Raw genomic sequence first — 14,463 nt, 5'->3', positions numbered from 1 at the left:
GACGCCTGCCCGCCAGGTCAGGGTTGCGCAGCCTCGAACGCGGCCGTGTACTCCTCGAGGAGCGACTCGAGTCGGCTGACCATGAAGCTGTAGTACTCGTGCATCGCGTGGAAGCGGGCGCGCTGTTCGGGCGGGAGGTCCTGTCCCCGGGTTCGGGCACTCTCCGCCAGCGCCAGCAGTTCGGTGGTCTGCTCGAGCTGGTGCTGCAAGCACCCGATCCAGGCGTCGTCGCGCCAACGGTAGACGAACTGGCGACTTCCCGGCTCCTTGAATCGTTCGACGGTGCCGGTGGTCATGAGCAACCGGGTCGTCTCCGACACCGATCCTTTGCTCGCATCGAGCGCATCCTGCAGTTGCGCCATGGTCATCGGCGCTTCGCTGAGGATCAGCACTCCCGCGGCTCGACCCGCCATGGGAGGCCAGCCCATCGCACCGCCGATATGCACACCGAAGTCCTCGATGAGGGAAGCCCTCTTGTCGCTGTCGGACACCGCCACCTCCATTCGATCAATTTAGAATGAACATTCACTCTTGACTGAACTCTCCTTCTACGGAATCCTACTCGGCAGGACCCGGGCGCTTCCGGAGACCTCATTCGCGCAACTCGTTACGGAGGTTTGCTGTGACCGAAACAGGCTGGGACGTCATCGTGGTGGGTGCAGGTTCGGCGGGGGCCGCGCTCGCGGTCCGATCCGCCGAGAAAGGCAAGCGGGTTCTGCTCCTGGAGGCAGGACCGGACTACCGCTCGGCGAACATGCACGAGGCGTGGCGGTCACCCAACCCGATCAGGGCACTGCTCGACCCGACGGCAACCGCAGATCTGGTCTGGCCGGGGCTCGACGCGGCGCGGACCGAGAAGCAGGCGCCTGCACCCTACTGGCGAGGTAGAGGGGTCGGCGGCAGCTCGTCGATCAACGGACAGATCGCGATTCGACCCCCGATGGAGGACTTCGACGATTGGGTCGGCTGGGGTTGCGCGGGCTGGGGCCCCGAGGACGTTCTCCCGTACTTCGTCAAACTCGAGGACGACGAGAACTACGGCGACGAGGCCTATCACGGCCGGGGCGGTCCGACTCCTATTTTCCGTACGCCACAGGAGAACTGGGGATCTGTCGATACCGCACTGAGCGCGGCCGCCCTCGCCGCCGGTCATGCGTGGGCCGCGGACGTCAATGCACCCCACGCGATCGGAGTCTCGCCGTATCCGATCAACTCACGATCCGGGCACCGAGTGTCCGTCAATGATGCCTACCTCGAGGCCGCCCGCGAATCCTCGACCCTGACGATCCGTGGTAACGCCCTGGTCGACCAGGTGCTCTTCTCCGGAAGCCGCGCGATCGGCGTCCGGATCATCGTCGACGGCGCGGTGGTGACCGAGCACGCCGACGACGTGGTGCTCAGCGCCGGCGCGGTCCACTCCCCGGCGATTCTCATGCGCTCCGGAATCGGTCCGTCCGGACATCTGCGCTCGCTGGGAATCGAGGTGCGCCAAGATCTTCCGGTCGGGCGAGGCCTGCAGGACCATCCGATGGCGGTGGTGTCGATTCCTCTGATCGACGAGGCAGGGATCCAAAGCCCGGACGACCGACACACCAACGTCTGCGTCCGCTACACGAGCGAGCCCGGCGCTCCCACCGGCGACATGATGTTCGTGTCGCAGAATCAGAATGTCGTTGCCATGGCCAATCCCGATATGCGAGCGCTGGCAGGCGCGTTCGGTGTCTGGGTGAACCAGGCGTATTCCCGCGGTGTGTTGACGTTGACGTCGGCCGACCCGGCGGATCAACCCCAGATTCACACCCGGATGCTCTCCGACGAGCGGGATCTGGTCCGTTTGCGCGACGGGATTCGCGACCTGGTCGAACTCGCCCGTGACCCGGCGGTCGCCGCTATCACGCACGGCCCGCTCGTGACCGAGAACAGGGCCCTGTTCTCGGTGCTCGACAGTGACAGCGAACTCGACGACTACCTGCTCGCGACCGTGAGCGATGTTCAGCACGCCACCAGTACGTGCCGGATGGGTGCAACCGGAAGCACGGACACCGTGGTCGACCCGTCCTGCCGCGTCCTCGGAACCGACGGGCTGCGGGTGGTCGACGCCTCGATTTTCCCGTCCGTCCCGCGAGCAAACACCAACCTGACGGCGATCATGGTCGGCGAGCTCATGGCCGACCGCATCCGCTAACTCCTAATCGCAGGGAAGGCAGTACCTTTCACATGAAGACCTTGCAGAACTTGATCGGTGGAAAATGGGTGGACTCCCACAGCGTGTCGCTCCACGATCTGGTGAACCCCGCCACCGAAGACGTGATCGCACGCTACCCCGGAGGATCGGCCGACGACGTCGACCGCGCCGTCGATGCGGCAGTCGAGGCGCAGCCCGGGTGGGCGGAGTTGCCGGTCGCCGAACGTGTGGAATATCTGACCCGGTGGGCCGCGGAGATCGCCGACCACGCGGAGGAACTGGCGGAGCTCGAATGTCGGGAAATGGGGAAGCCGGTCGCCCTCGGCAGAACCTTCATCGAAGGTGGTGTCCACGGGTTTCGCGCCGCGGCCGAAGAGGCCCTGACCTATCCGTTCGTCGAAACCCTCCCCGGCGCAGACGGCAGCGGAACGACGATCCTGCGTCACCCACTCGGCGCCACCGCCGTCATCACCCCGTGGAACTTCCCCGTGCCGATGGTGCTGGGTGCGCTCGGGCCGCTGCTCGCCTCGGGCAACACCGTCGTGGTCAAGCCGTCCGAACGGTCACCACTGTCCACCGCCCGGCTGTTCGAGTTGTCGACGTTGCCTCCCGGCGTGGTCAACCTCGTCCTCGGCGACGCCCGGGCCGGGGCACCGCTCGTCGAGCACGGACAGATCCGGCTGGTCCACTTCACGGGTTCCGTCGAGGCCGGACGCCGGATCGGCGCCGGAACCGGTGGGCGACTGTGCCGATCGATCCTCGAACTCGGCGGCAAGGACCCGGTCATCGTCGACTCCGGGGTCGATCCTGTCGCAACCGCCGCCGCGGTCGCCTTCGGCGCGTTCGTCAACACCGGACAGATCTGCACATCCATGGAACGCATCTACGTCCACCAGGACATCGCCGAGGCATTCGTCGACGCCCTGGTCCACATTGCGTCCACCTACACCCTCGGCGACGGCCACGACGCCGACACCGTGCTGGGGCCGTTGGTCGATGCACGCCAACGCGACATCGTCCACGGGCACGTCACCGATGCCGTCGAGCGTGGCGCGCGAGTCCACACCGGCGGCGCGATCCCGCAGCGGAAGGGGTTCTTCTACCCGGCCACGGTGCTCACAGACGTCGACGACTCCATGCTGGTGATGACCGAGGAAACGTTCGGCCCGATCGCCCCGATCGTTGTCGTCTCCTCGTTCGAGGAGGCGCTCGAGCGCGCCGGTTCGTCGCGCTTTGCGCTCGGGGCCACCGTCTACACGCACAACCCCGACCACGCCGCCGCAGCCGCCCGGATCCCTGCCGGGGTGACCTGGATCAACCAGTGGCAGGGCGGTGGCCCGGAGAGGCTCTACGAACCCGCAGGCGACAGCGGCATGGGCGCAACCGGCGCCCGGGCTGCATACGACGCCGCGACCCGGCCCGCAACGATTCACACCGCCCCCGCAACTGCGTCCACGCTCTCATGACACCGGCTGCCGTCGGAGCGAAGGCTGCTGTCGAGGACAGAATTCGACGGTACGAACGGACGCTCCTGAAGCTGTCTCACCGCATCCACGCGAACCCCGAATCGGGATTCGACGAGTACCGAGCCAGCGAGTGGGTCGCCGACGAACTCCGCAGCGGGGGATTCGAGGTGCAGCGTGGCTGCTACGACCTACCGACGGCGGTGCGCGCCACCATCGGATCGGGTCCGGTGCATGTCGGAATCTGCGCCGAGTACGACGCCCTCCCCGAGATCGGGCACGCATGCGGCCACAACATCATCGCCGCAGCGGGCGTCGGTGCCGCCCTGGGCCTGGCCGAATTCGTCGACGACTTGGGGTTGACCGTCACCCTCCTCGGCACCCCCGCCGAAGAGGGCGGCGGCGGGAAGATCCTCATGCTCGAACGCGGTGCCTTCGACGGTCTGCACGCGGCGATGATGGTCCACCCCGCCGCCGTCGAAATGGCGGCGATGCCCGGCACCGCCATTTCCCAGTTCGACGTTGCGTACAAGGGAAAGCCCGCCCATGCCGGGGCGTATCCCGAACTGGGGGTCAATGCCGCCGACGCGATGCTCATCGCGCAGGTGGCGATAGGTCAACTGCGCCAACAAACTCGGGGAACCGACCGCATTCAGGGCATCGTCACCGATGCCGGCACCGCCGTCAACGTGATCCCTGACAGTGCGGCCGGACGCTGGATCGTCCGTTCCGATACCGCGGAGGAACTCGCCACGCTCACTTCGCGCGTGAAGCGCTGCTTCGAGGCCGGGGCGCTGGCCACCGGATGTGCACTGTCGATCACTCCCAGCGGACCCGACTACGCGGACCTGCGGCCGAACGCCAGGCTGCTTGCCCTGTACCGCGCGAATGCAGAAGCCCTCGGTCGCACCTTTCCCGATCTGCCGGACGGAGTGTCGGGTGCAGCGACCGACATGGGTAACGTCTCTCACGCCGTGCCCACCATTCACCCCATGCTCGGCCTGGACTGTCACCCCGCGGTCAACCACCAGCCTGAATTCACCGCCGCCTGCGTCGGCCCGGCAGCCGACAGAGCCGTTCTCGAGGGGGCCATCGCAATGGCCTGGACAGCAGTGGATTTCGCGAAGCAGCCTTCGAAGGGCGTGACACCATGAGACTCGACGAGACATTGTGCTGGGACGGCGAACTGACGGTGACGCGGCACGACCGGGAAACCGGGGCGTCCTTCGTCATCCGCCTGGACTCGACCCGACTCGGACCCGCCGCCGGTGGCACCCGTGCGGCGCAGTACGCCTCCTTCGGTGAGGCGCTCGACGATGCCGGCAGACTCGCGGGTGCAATGACGTTGAAGATGGCCGTCAGCAACCTCCCGATGGGCGGTGGCAAGTCGGTCATTGCTCTCCCGGCTCCACGCAATGAGATCGACCCGGGCACATGGAAACGAATCCTGACCGTGCACGCCGAGAACGTCGACAAACTCGGGGGCAATTACTGGACAGGGCCCGACGTCAATACCAACTCCTCGGACATGGACATTCTCAACGACACCACCGAGTTCGTCTTCGGCCGCTCCACCGCGCGGGGCGGTGCCGGTTCCAGTGCACTCAACACGTCGTCGGGCGTCTTCGAGGCAATGAAGGCGACTGCCGTGCACCGAGGACTCGGGACGCTCGACGGTCTCACCGTGCTTGTTCAGGGCCTCGGCGCGGTCGGCAGCGGACTCGCCGTCCTCGCGTCGCAGGCCGGGGCGCGCCTCCTCGTCTCCGATACCGACTCCGAGCGCGTGGCCTGGGCGCGGCAAGCCGGTCACACCGTGGTCGGGATCGATGCCGTCCTGTCCACGCCGTGCGACATCTTCGCGCCCTGCGCGATGGGCGGGGTAATCGACAGCGCGGTCGCCGGTGAACTGCCCGCGTCCGCAGTGGTCGGCGCCGCGAACAATGTCCTTGCCGACGTCGAGGCGGGAACGATCCTCCACCAGCGCGGTGTCTTGTACGCGCCCGACTTCGTCGCCAACGCCGGCGGCGCGTTTCACTTGGTCGGCCGAGAAGTCCTCGGCTGGAGCGAGGAGACAGTCGGAGCACGCACCCGACGCATCGGAGACACGCTTGCCGAGGTCTACTCGCTCGCCGAGAGCGAGGGCATCGACACCGATCGTGCGGCGCGAATCCTGGCTCGTCACCGGATCGAGACAGCCGGGATCAGCGTGGACTCGAAGATGCGGGCACGCCCCACGCGCTCCCTTGTTCGCGATCGAGCACGGTGACCGCCTTGTTCTTCAGCCCGAAGATGTAGACCAGCAGGCTGATCCCGATCACGACCGTCACGTAGACGATGAACCAGGTGACGTGGCCGGCCGACTTGGACGCCTGGTACAGGAGCGGCGCCGTACCGCCGAAGACGGAGTTCGCGAGCGCGTAGCCCAGCCCCACACCCAGGGCACGGATGTCGGCGGGGAACAGCTCCGCCTTCACGATCGCGTTGATCGAGGTGTACCCGGTGAGGATGATGTAGCCGACCGCGACCAGCGCGAACGCCGACAGCGGCGAGGTGGTCTTCGGAAGGTAGGTGAGCAGGACATACGTGTAGAGGACGCCACCCACACCGAAGAAGATCAACAGCGGCTTGCGCCCGACGTGGTCGCTGATGATGCCGCCGACCGGCTGCAGCAACAACAGCAAGATCAGTCCGATCAGGTTGATCCACGTTGCCGTCAGCGCCCGATCGTCGCCGAAGGTGGACTTGACGATCGCCGGCGCGTTGACACTGTAGGTGTAGAACGCGACCGTGCCACCCGCGGTAATGAGGAACACCAGCAGCAGCGGACGCCAGTGTTGGGTGAACAACGCCTTCAACGAACCCGCCGTCCGGTCCTCACCGGCACGGATGGCCTTCAGATGCGACTCGCTGAGCGACTCGTCCATCGAACGCCGAATCCACAGCACGACCAGGGCGGCGACGCCGCCGATGAAGAAGCCGATCCGCCATCCCCAATCGTGCAACGCGTCGACGTCGAGAACGCTGAGCGCGATCAGGAGCGTGAACTGCGCGAGGACGTGACCGCCCACGAGGGTCACGTACTGGAACGACGACAGGAAGCCACGCCGATTCGCGGTCGCCGCTTCGGACATGTACGTCGCCGAGGTGCCGTACTCGCCACCCGTGGCGAATCCCTGCACAAGCCGGGCAACAACCAAAATGACTGCCGCCCAATACCCGATGGTTTCGCGAGTCGGCATGACCGCCACCAGGAAGGAACACGAAGACATGATGGTGATGCTGAGCATCAGGGCAGCCTTGCGGCCACGACGGTCGGCGAACCGGCCGAAGAACCAGGACCCCACTGGTCGCATGACGAAGGTGACCGCGAAGATCGCATAGATGTACACCGTGGAGTTGGAGTCGTTCTCGTCGAAGAATTGCGCCTCGAAGTACGTCGCGAAGACCGTGTAGATGTACACGTCGTACCACTCGACGAGGTTTCCTGCCGAACCCTTCATCGTGTTGAGCACCGCCCGCCGGGTGCTCGTCGGAGCGCGGGTTGGACCGGACGGAGTCGCGTCATCGATCATCCGTCGACGATAACGGATCCACCGACCACACTCGGGCGAGTCACATCAGTGACTGCTCCGGCAGCGTCGTAATTGGCTGGACAGGTACCGCCTGGCACGGCGATGACCACCCACGTTCCCGAGTTCGATGTCCAACGCGTTCAGCAGCGTCGCGAGCAAGGTTGCCTGTGGAGCCCATCCATGGCGGCGCCGGCACTGCGCGAGCCAGTCGACCGGACCGGTGTGGCCACGGTCCGCGTTGCACCGCCGGCACGCGGCGGCCTCATTGGCCACGATGCTGGGCCCGCCTTTGAGCCGCGGCACGAGATGATCGGTGGTCGGCGGAATCAACGGTCCGAAAAGCCGCCCACACCACAGGCATCGCCCACCCTGCCGGTCGACGGCGAGGGCGAGTCTGGCGGTGCGGTCCACCAGTCGATCGTGACCGAATGACTCGGCGAGCGCCAGTGCTCCGCCGACACCGCTGTTGCTACACCTTCTCCTCCGGCGTGCGCGTCGTGAACGGCAACACGAGGCGAGACGGGTGGGCGGCGTCGCGGTAGATCTTGTGGATCACGGGGCGGCCGACCGGCAGATGGAACGCATCGGGCGGCAGCAGCGCGTTGTGTTCGTCCGCCAGCGGCTCGGTGTTCGACAGCTCCACCACCACGCGATGCCCCGGCTGGAACGTCGCGGCGAAGGGGTAGAGGCGCAGCACGTACTCCTCGATCGTCCCCGGCTCAACCGGCACCGCGCGGGTGTGTGGGTGGTGCGGGTTGCCTTCGGTAGTGCGCTCGTCGAGTTCGCGGTGCGAGGCCTTGAGGTACCCGGAGGTGATCAGCTGGCGGCTGCCGTTCGGAGCGTAATCCCAGAGGCGCAGAATGAAATTGGAGTCAGTCTGGTCGATCTCCGCGAAGAGGTGCGCGGCACCCGTGCCGATCAGCTCCGTGGGTTCCTCGAACGGCGCTGTCTCCCATTTCAGGATCTCGACCTTGTCGGTGACGGTCAGCGGCGCCTGGTAGAAGCCGTCCGGGGCGGCGTACCGGGCGGCCATCGGTTCGGGGTCGGTGGACAGCTTGCCGCGCGGTCGCAGGTACAGCGACCGGTACTCCACGTCCTTCGGCGGCCACTGGTCACCGGTGACCCATTCGCGTGCGCCCTCGACGTGGACGGTGACCGCCGGCTCGTCCATCACACCGTTGTCGATGCCCTTGATCCAGTAGTCGTACCAGCGGAACATCTTGTCGTGTTCCTCGACGAACGGCCGCGACTGCATGGGTGGATACGGGCCGATATCGAGTTTCTTCGGTCCCTGCAGGGCGTCGAACAGCTCGATCGTGCCGTCCATCGTCCAGCCGCGACCTTGATCGATCTGCAGGTAGACGGGGATGTCGATGTTCGGGGCCAGTGTGATGGGGTTGCGTTCCTCGTACCACTCGCCGTCCAGGTCGTTCATCACGATGTCGAACCAGGCCTCGTGGTGCTTCGGGTAGTTCAGCACGTGGACCAGGTTCGGCCAGGCGGCCACATCCGGATCCTCGAGGCGCGCGGCGACGCGCTTCGCGAGTTCCTCCGGGGAGTACGTCGCGAGCATGCGGGACTTGACGTTGTCGGTGAAGGCCCAGCCGGAGTCGCCGCCGCGGCCCTCGCGGGCGGCACGCGGCATGAACCACATGATGCCGCCGTGATAGGTGGTTTCGTAGAAGTCGAAGTGACCGCCGCTGACGAAGATCGCCTTCAGATGTGGTGGCCGCTCCGCGGCGGCGAGCACCTGCATCGACCCGAAGTAGGAGATGCCGATCATGCCGACGTTGCCGTCGCACCACGGCTGTTCGGCGACCCACTCGATGAAGTCGTACGCGTCCTGGCCCAGGGAGACGCCGCCGGCGTTGTAGTTGCCGATGTGCTCGCCCTCGGAGGCGCCGGAGCCGCGCAGATCGCCGATGACGTGGACGTAGTCCTCTTCGACGACGCGGGCGATGTCGCCGGCTTCGATGCAGCCGTCCCACATCGGACTGGGGCGACGCTGCGGCGGTGTGGTGAGGGCGAGGGCCTGCAACTCCTTGCCGTACGGGCTCAGGGCCACCAGCGCCGGTCGTGGTTTGTCGTCTACGCCGTGGTAAGTGTCTGCCGCCAACTCGATGCCGTCTCGCATCGGGACGCGGAGATCCTTGCGGATGTGGATGGTCTGTCCACCCGCGTCGAATGTCTGGAACTCGGCCATGGGGGCGCGACTCCTTCTCTCTGTCAGGGTGTCTCGGTGTACTGCGTGCGGTATCCGTGCAGCGTTGTGAAGAACGGGGACGGTTCGAGGGTGGGGTCGCCGTCGTAGCCGAGGTCCGCAGCCACCGGGGTGAACGGCGAATACGGCGAGTCGATGTCCCGCAGGCCCCCGCACAGGCACCGATGGGCTGCGCCGCGGACGTCGCCTTCGATGTCGAGGCTTTCGCGAAGCGCTTCGGCGGCCTGGCCCCGGTCGAGTTCGACGCCGTAGGCGACCCCGTCCGCCCGCCGGTAGGGATGCCCGAGGTACAGGTGGTTCGGGCGGATCTCGTCCCGCAGGTACTCCAGGCTCGACCGGTAGGCATCCGAATTCTCGTAGCCGGGGAATCCGTTGGCCGCTCCGTGGACCTGGACGGCGTCGCCGACGAACACGGAGTTCCGACCGTCCACGACGTAGGCCACCGATCCCGGTGTGTGGCCGGGGACGGAATGCACCGAGACGGTGACACCTCCTCCGAGCGACAGGGTCTCGCCGCCGCGGACCAGCATCGTCGGTTCCATCTCACCGGAGATCACCGCTTGCGTCGCCGCGATCTGTTTCGCCTCACCGTAGGGATCGTGCAGGTACTGCCCGCGCACCGACAGGTACTCGTCGACGTGCGCCTGCCGTGAGCGCAGCAGGTGCGCGTCGGCCTCGTGGATGACGACCTGGGTACGCCTTCCGGTGAGTTCCCACAGTGCGTGCGCCCCGCCGATGTGGTCGATGTGGCCGTGGGTCAACAGGATCCATCGGACGTCCTCGATCCGGCGCCCGAGGGCCTCGAGGGCAGGCGCCATGCCCTCGGTGGGCGACGTCGCGATGCCGGTGTCGACGATCGCCGGCTCCGGAGCGTCGATGTAGAAGCTGTACAGCCCGAACCGGCCCCAGGGTGAAACGAGCGGGTGGATGGTCCCGTCCTTCGCCACGTCACTCCCCCGGCCGCGTCAGGAACTCGGCCGTCTCCTCGAACGCCCGGTGGAACTCGGAGATCCACGAGAAGTTCTGGACGAAGCCGTGATTGGCGCCGGCGTAGCGACTGACCGTGGCCTTCACCCCGGCCTCGTTCAGACGCGCGCCGTAGAGCTCGCCCTCGTCGCGCATCGGGTCGAACTCGGCGGTGACGATCAGGGCCGGCGGCAGACCGGTGAAGTCGTCGCGTTTGATGGGCGAGACGCGCGGGTCGGCTGGGTCGGCGCCGCTGTCGAAATAGAATGCGTTGAATGGTCTCAGCCCGGCCGTCTCCACGCCGTAGCCTTCGGCATTCTCCCGCAGCGAGTCGTAGCGGTCGACGTCGAAGTCCAGGTCCAAGGACGGATAGAACAGCACCTGATGTGTGATGCGGTCGAACCCCTCGTCGTGGGCCGTTGCGGCGACGGCCGCGACGAACGTGCCGCCGGAGCTGTCGCCCGCGATCGCAAGGGTGTCGCCGTCCCAGCCGAGGCGCTCGCCCTGCTCCACGACCCAGCGGACCACCCCGTCGCAGTCGTCCAGTCCGGCCGGGAATTTCGCCTCGGGTGCGCGCCGGTAGCCGACGGAGATGACCTTCAGTCCGGTTTCGCCGGCCAGGTTCCGGGCGATGTGGTCGTGGGTGTCGAGGCTTCCGAGGAAGAATGCGCCGCCGTGGAAGTAGACGAGCAACCCGAACGAGTCGGCCTCGACCGGGGTGTAGATGCGGATCGGCACCTCACCCACGCGCGTGTGCGCAGTCGTGTCCTCGACGGTGTGGAGGGGCAGGCGCTCGTCGATCGGAGCGACCTGTGACTCTTCGATCGCGCGCAGGACGGCCGGGTCGAGCAAGTCCGGCGGAGCCGGCAGTGCGCCGAGGACCTTGGCGATTTCGGGGTGAACGGTCATGGTGTCACGCCTCTGCCCGAGCGGTGGGCTTCTGCCCCGGGAAGACGTCGTCGACCTCGTCCTCGGTCCAGCCCTGACGGGAGATGCGCTGCAGTTCGTCGGTGACCGGTTTGCGGGTGGCCTGGTAGAGCGCCAACGCCCCGGCGACGGTGTCGGCGTCCCGCAGGGCGTCGGCGAGTGCGCCGGCGTCGAGGATCGCCGAGTTCGCACCCTGACCCTGGTGGTGCAGCATCGAGTGGGCGGCGTCGCCGACGAGGACCGCCGAATCGGAATGCCACGTGTCGACCGGGTCGATGTCGTACACGCCGCGGGTGTTGACGATGCTCATGTCGAGGTCGCGAGTGATGTCGACGATCCTCGGGTCGAAGCCGTCGACGGTGGCGAGCATGTCGTCCCTGGATACCTGTGGCGCCCAATTGCTGTCGGGGCACAGGGCGGTGATGTCGAAGGAGACCTGGCTGCGGTGGCGCAGGGGCAGCAGATACACCTTGGTGCCCTTGCCGATGTACATGCGTAGGTTGTCGTCGACGACCATGCCGTGGGCGTCGGCGATGTCGATGACGGCGCGGTAGGCCCGCTCGCCGGAGAACACCGGTTCGTTGTCGCCGAAGAGTTGTCGGCGCACGACGGATTTGATGCCGTCGGCACCGACTACCAGATCTGCTTCGGCGGTCGTGCCGTTCGTGAAGGTGAGCAGGGAACGCTCGCCGCGGTCATCGACGGTGGCGAGTTTGTGGCCGAGTTCGACCATGCCGTCGGGCAGGACACTCACGAGGGCCTCGATGAAGTCACCGCGGTGGATCAGGTGAGTGTGGGTTTCGACGGTGTACTCGTCCATACCCGGCCAGGATTCCTTCATGATCGGTTCGCCCGTGGCGGTGAGGATCTCGAAGTAGTCGCTCGGTGAGCTGACCTTCGCAATCGCGTCGAAGATGCCCCACTGACGGAAGCGGTCCATGGTGGAGGGGCGCAGGCCGATGCCGGCGCCGACCTCACGGATTTCGGTGGCCTGCTCGTACACGGTGACGTCGGCGCCGAGCAGGCTGAGGGCCTTGGCGGATGCGGCGCCGGCGTACCCGGCGCCGATGACGGCGACGGTCAGATTCTTCAGGTCCGAAGATTGCATGATTCTCGTCCTAGTCAGTTCTGGATGGTCAGGAAGTCGGCCGGGTTCTCGACGAAGAGCGTGGTGATGGTCGCTTCGTCCAGGCCTGCTTCGCGCAGATCCGGGATGAGGTCCTCGAACAGGTAGTTGCAGGTGTGACCCTTGACTCCGGGCCAACCGAGTGGGCTGCAGTTGGCGTCGACGCCGGCGAGCGCCTGATCGAGGTGACCGGCGGCGAGGAACCCGAGGAAGTGGTCGAGGCGTTCCTTGCGCGGGCGGGCCCAGAACGGTGGGTCCTCGAGTTCGGTTTCGTAGCCGAAGGTGTCGAAGCCGACGCGGCCGCCCTGTTCGGCGATCCACCGGTCGCGTGTCTTCGACGCGTTGACTCCGTCGTCGGCATGCCCGAACAGCACGCGGTGCAGCGGGAGTCCTTCGTCGGTGAAGATCGCGATAGCATTCTCGGCGTCGATCGCGAGGTGGGTCAGGATCGGTACGCCGGTCTCGAGCGCGGCGCGAGCCGCGGCCCGGTAGATGCGCTTGTCGAGGTCGGTCATCTTGCCGCCGCGGCTGACGCCGACCTTGATGACTCCGGCGCGGCTGCCGGTGGTGCCGATGCCGACGGTGATCTCGTGGAGGAACTGCTTGGTCAGGTAGTCGACGCTCGCGCGTTCGAAGAACGGTAGGGCGGTGTCGCCGCCGACGAAGCCGGTGCAGGCCACGATGTGGACGCCCGTCTTGGCGGACAGCGATTTGTAGTAGTCGATGTCACGGCCGTTGCAGATTCCGGTGACGTCGACGAAGGTTCCGCCGCCGTACTCGTGGAACTTGCGCAGTTTCGGCACGGTCTCCTGGTACCGCTCCTCGGGGGTCTTCCACCACCTCGTGTCCAGCTCGGAGCCGGGCATGCCGTATCCGATGTGCTCGTGGACGGCCACGATGCCCAACTCTTCGGTCGGGATCGACCCTAGGACGGTGTTCACTCTTGACACAGGCAGCTCCCCTTCGGGAATGACGAATCTTCGATGATGTGGGGTCGGGGTGCTCAGCGCACCGACAGCAGGTCGCGCGGGTTGTCGGCGAGGATGCGCCGGATGTCGGTGACGCCGAGTCCCTGCACGGTGAGGAGGGGCACGAAAGTCGACAGGATGTAGCTGAACGGTAGGTCGCGACCCGGCTCCCCCACCGACACGCCGGTGGCGTTGCTCGACAGGAGGATTCGGTCGCCGTGACCGGCGTCGACCAGTTCGCGGACCAGGGTGGCGCGCTCGTCGTCGGTGGCGTGTACGCCGTCGTCCGCACCCACGTGGTCGAGGGCGACGTAGGCTCCGCGGCGGGCGATCTCTAGCGGCGCACCTGTGGCGATCGCATCCCTGCGGTCGAGCCCGCCGACGACGACGCGGTCTGCCGGCAGGTCCTCGTCCGCGACGATCTCGAGGTCGTGCACCGCGTCCTTCCCGTAGCGGAGGGAGAGCGGGACACCGGTGTCGCGGGCGGTTCGGGCCGCGCCGCGGACGAGGCTCTCCTCGGTGGCGGTCATGCCGTCGGGATTCGCGGCGGTGGCCACCAGGCCTGCGGCACCCCGTCGTTCCACCCGGGGAACCACCATGCCCTCGGTGATCTCCTGGGTGAAGAGGTCGGCGAATTTGTCCGCCGGCCACGGCGTCGGCGGATTGGTTTGCGGCGTCAGGAAGTATCCTCCGAGCACCTCCTCGGGTCCCATGCCGGTCGACGCGACGATGTGTACGCCGGTCGTGCGTGAAAGTGCCTCGTAGAGTGTGACATCGCGGCCGTGGAACATGCCGGTGCTGTCGACGATCGTCCGCCCGCCGTGGTCCCGGAACTCCGTCAGCTTCCCCACCAGCGCCTCGAAGATCTCGGCGCGGTCCAGGGTGATGTCGAATGCGTGCTCCGCACCCGGGACCACGGACAGCAGCGCCTCGTGAACCGAGACGACCCCCAACTCGTCAGCGGGAACTGGGCCGAGAACGGTGTGGACGGTGTTGCTCTCGGCGGTCTGGGAGCCCTTCATCGGCACTTCCTTT

General features: G+C 66.7%; 13 protein-coding genes. 4 read left to right on the top strand and 9 right to left on the bottom strand.

Annotated elements, in window-relative coordinates:
* Positions 1–17: 17 nt before the first annotated feature.
* On the bottom strand, positions 18–491 hold the full coding sequence (locus I1A62_RS36710) for a GbsR/MarR family transcriptional regulator (RefSeq protein WP_241032214.1): 474 nt from the start codon (positions 489–491) through the stop codon (positions 18–20).
* 131 nt (positions 492–622) lie between these two features.
* Here I1A62_RS36710 and I1A62_RS36705 point away from each other — a divergent pair, with 131 nt between their 5' ends.
* The 4 genes from I1A62_RS36705 to I1A62_RS36690 are packed head-to-tail and all read left to right on the top strand — an operon-like array spanning position 623 to position 5,914.
* Positions 623–2,185, top strand: coding sequence for a GMC family oxidoreductase (locus I1A62_RS36705; RefSeq protein WP_219457136.1), 1,563 nt, complete (start codon positions 623–625; stop codon positions 2,183–2,185).
* 32 nt (positions 2,186–2,217) lie between these two features.
* On the top strand, positions 2,218–3,651 hold the full coding sequence (locus I1A62_RS36700; RefSeq protein ID WP_219457133.1) for an aldehyde dehydrogenase: 1,434 nt from the start codon (positions 2,218–2,220) through the stop codon (positions 3,649–3,651).
* Entirely contained in the window at positions 3,648–4,802 is a 1,155-nt protein-coding gene (locus I1A62_RS36695; RefSeq protein ID WP_219457132.1) for a M20 family metallopeptidase, read from the top strand. Before I1A62_RS36700 ends, I1A62_RS36695 begins: the two co-directional genes overlap by 4 nt.
* On the top strand, positions 4,799–5,914 hold the full coding sequence (locus tag I1A62_RS36690; RefSeq protein WP_257890624.1) for a Glu/Leu/Phe/Val dehydrogenase family protein: 1,116 nt from the start codon (positions 4,799–4,801) through the stop codon (positions 5,912–5,914). The genes I1A62_RS36695 and I1A62_RS36690 overlap by 4 nt, the downstream gene beginning before the upstream one ends.
* Here the strand turns inward: I1A62_RS36690 and I1A62_RS36685 are convergent.
* The 8 genes from I1A62_RS36685 to I1A62_RS36650 are packed head-to-tail and all read right to left on the bottom strand — an operon-like array spanning position 5,850 to position 14,450.
* Positions 5,850–7,220 carry an MFS transporter gene (locus tag I1A62_RS36685; protein ID WP_219457130.1) on the bottom strand — a complete coding sequence of 457 codons (1,371 nt, stop codon included), beginning with the start codon at positions 7,218–7,220 and terminating at the stop codon, positions 5,850–5,852. The two genes, I1A62_RS36690 and I1A62_RS36685, sit on opposite strands and share 65 nt — an antisense overlap.
* Before the next feature lie 45 nt (positions 7,221–7,265).
* A complete protein-coding gene (locus I1A62_RS36680) occupies positions 7,266–7,631 on the bottom strand; it encodes an HNH endonuclease (RefSeq protein WP_219457128.1) in 366 nt (121 codons plus the stop codon).
* Between the two features lie 58 nt (positions 7,632–7,689).
* A complete protein-coding gene (locus tag I1A62_RS36675; protein WP_219457126.1) occupies positions 7,690–9,423 on the bottom strand; it encodes a CocE/NonD family hydrolase in 1,734 nt (577 codons plus the stop codon).
* 23 nt (positions 9,424–9,446) lie between these two features.
* A complete protein-coding gene (locus tag I1A62_RS36670) occupies positions 9,447–10,388 on the bottom strand; it encodes an MBL fold metallo-hydrolase (protein ID WP_219457124.1) in 942 nt (313 codons plus the stop codon).
* 1 nt (position 10,389) lies between these two features.
* Positions 10,390–11,316, bottom strand: a complete 927-nt coding sequence (locus I1A62_RS36665) for an alpha/beta hydrolase (RefSeq protein ID WP_219457123.1) — start codon at positions 11,314–11,316, stop codon at positions 10,390–10,392.
* Positions 11,317–11,320: 4 nt separating this feature from the next.
* The gene (locus tag I1A62_RS36660) at positions 11,321–12,442 is read right to left on the bottom strand and encodes an NAD(P)/FAD-dependent oxidoreductase (protein ID WP_219457121.1); all 1,122 of its coding nucleotides are present in this window, start codon (positions 12,440–12,442) and stop codon (positions 11,321–11,323) included.
* Between the two features lie 14 nt (positions 12,443–12,456).
* Positions 12,457–13,410, bottom strand: coding sequence for a phosphotriesterase (locus I1A62_RS36655; protein ID WP_219457119.1), 954 nt, complete (start codon positions 13,408–13,410; stop codon positions 12,457–12,459).
* 53 nt (positions 13,411–13,463) lie between these two features.
* The gene (locus I1A62_RS36650; protein ID WP_219457117.1) at positions 13,464–14,450 is read right to left on the bottom strand and encodes a phosphotriesterase; all 987 of its coding nucleotides are present in this window, start codon (positions 14,448–14,450) and stop codon (positions 13,464–13,466) included.
* Between the last annotated feature and the right edge of the window lie 13 nt (positions 14,451–14,463).

The organism is Rhodococcus sp. USK10 (genome assembly GCF_019378875.1).
Taxonomy (GTDB): Bacteria; Actinomycetota; Actinomycetes; order Mycobacteriales; family Mycobacteriaceae; genus Rhodococcus_F; species Rhodococcus_F pseudokoreensis.
The sequence above is the reverse complement of the archived record's forward strand: the minus strand, read 5'-3'. Positions and strand labels throughout refer to the sequence as shown.

Bases quoted from the DNA above. Each gene is read 5' to 3' on its own strand.
- I1A62_RS36650 (WP_219457117.1), bottom strand. From the start codon at position 14,450: ATGAAGGGCTCCCAGACCGCCGAGAGCAACACCGTCCACACCGTTCTC.
- I1A62_RS36665 (WP_219457123.1), bottom strand. From the start codon at position 11,316: ATGACCGTTCACCCCGAAATCGCCAAGGTCCTCGGCGCACTGCCGGCT.
- I1A62_RS36660 (WP_219457121.1), bottom strand. From the start codon at position 12,442: ATGCAATCTTCGGACCTGAAGAATCTGACCGTCGCCGTCATCGGCGCC.
- I1A62_RS36675 (WP_219457126.1), bottom strand. From the start codon at position 9,423: ATGGCCGAGTTCCAGACATTCGACGCGGGTGGACAGACCATCCACATC.
- I1A62_RS36685 (WP_219457130.1), bottom strand. From the start codon at position 7,220: ATGATCGATGACGCGACTCCGTCCGGTCCAACCCGCGCTCCGACGAGC.
- I1A62_RS36690 (WP_257890624.1), top strand. From the start codon at position 4,799: ATGAGACTCGACGAGACATTGTGCTGGGACGGCGAACTGACGGTGACG.
- I1A62_RS36700 (WP_219457133.1), top strand. From the start codon at position 2,218: ATGAAGACCTTGCAGAACTTGATCGGTGGAAAATGGGTGGACTCCCAC.
- I1A62_RS36695 (WP_219457132.1), top strand. From the start codon at position 3,648: ATGACACCGGCTGCCGTCGGAGCGAAGGCTGCTGTCGAGGACAGAATT.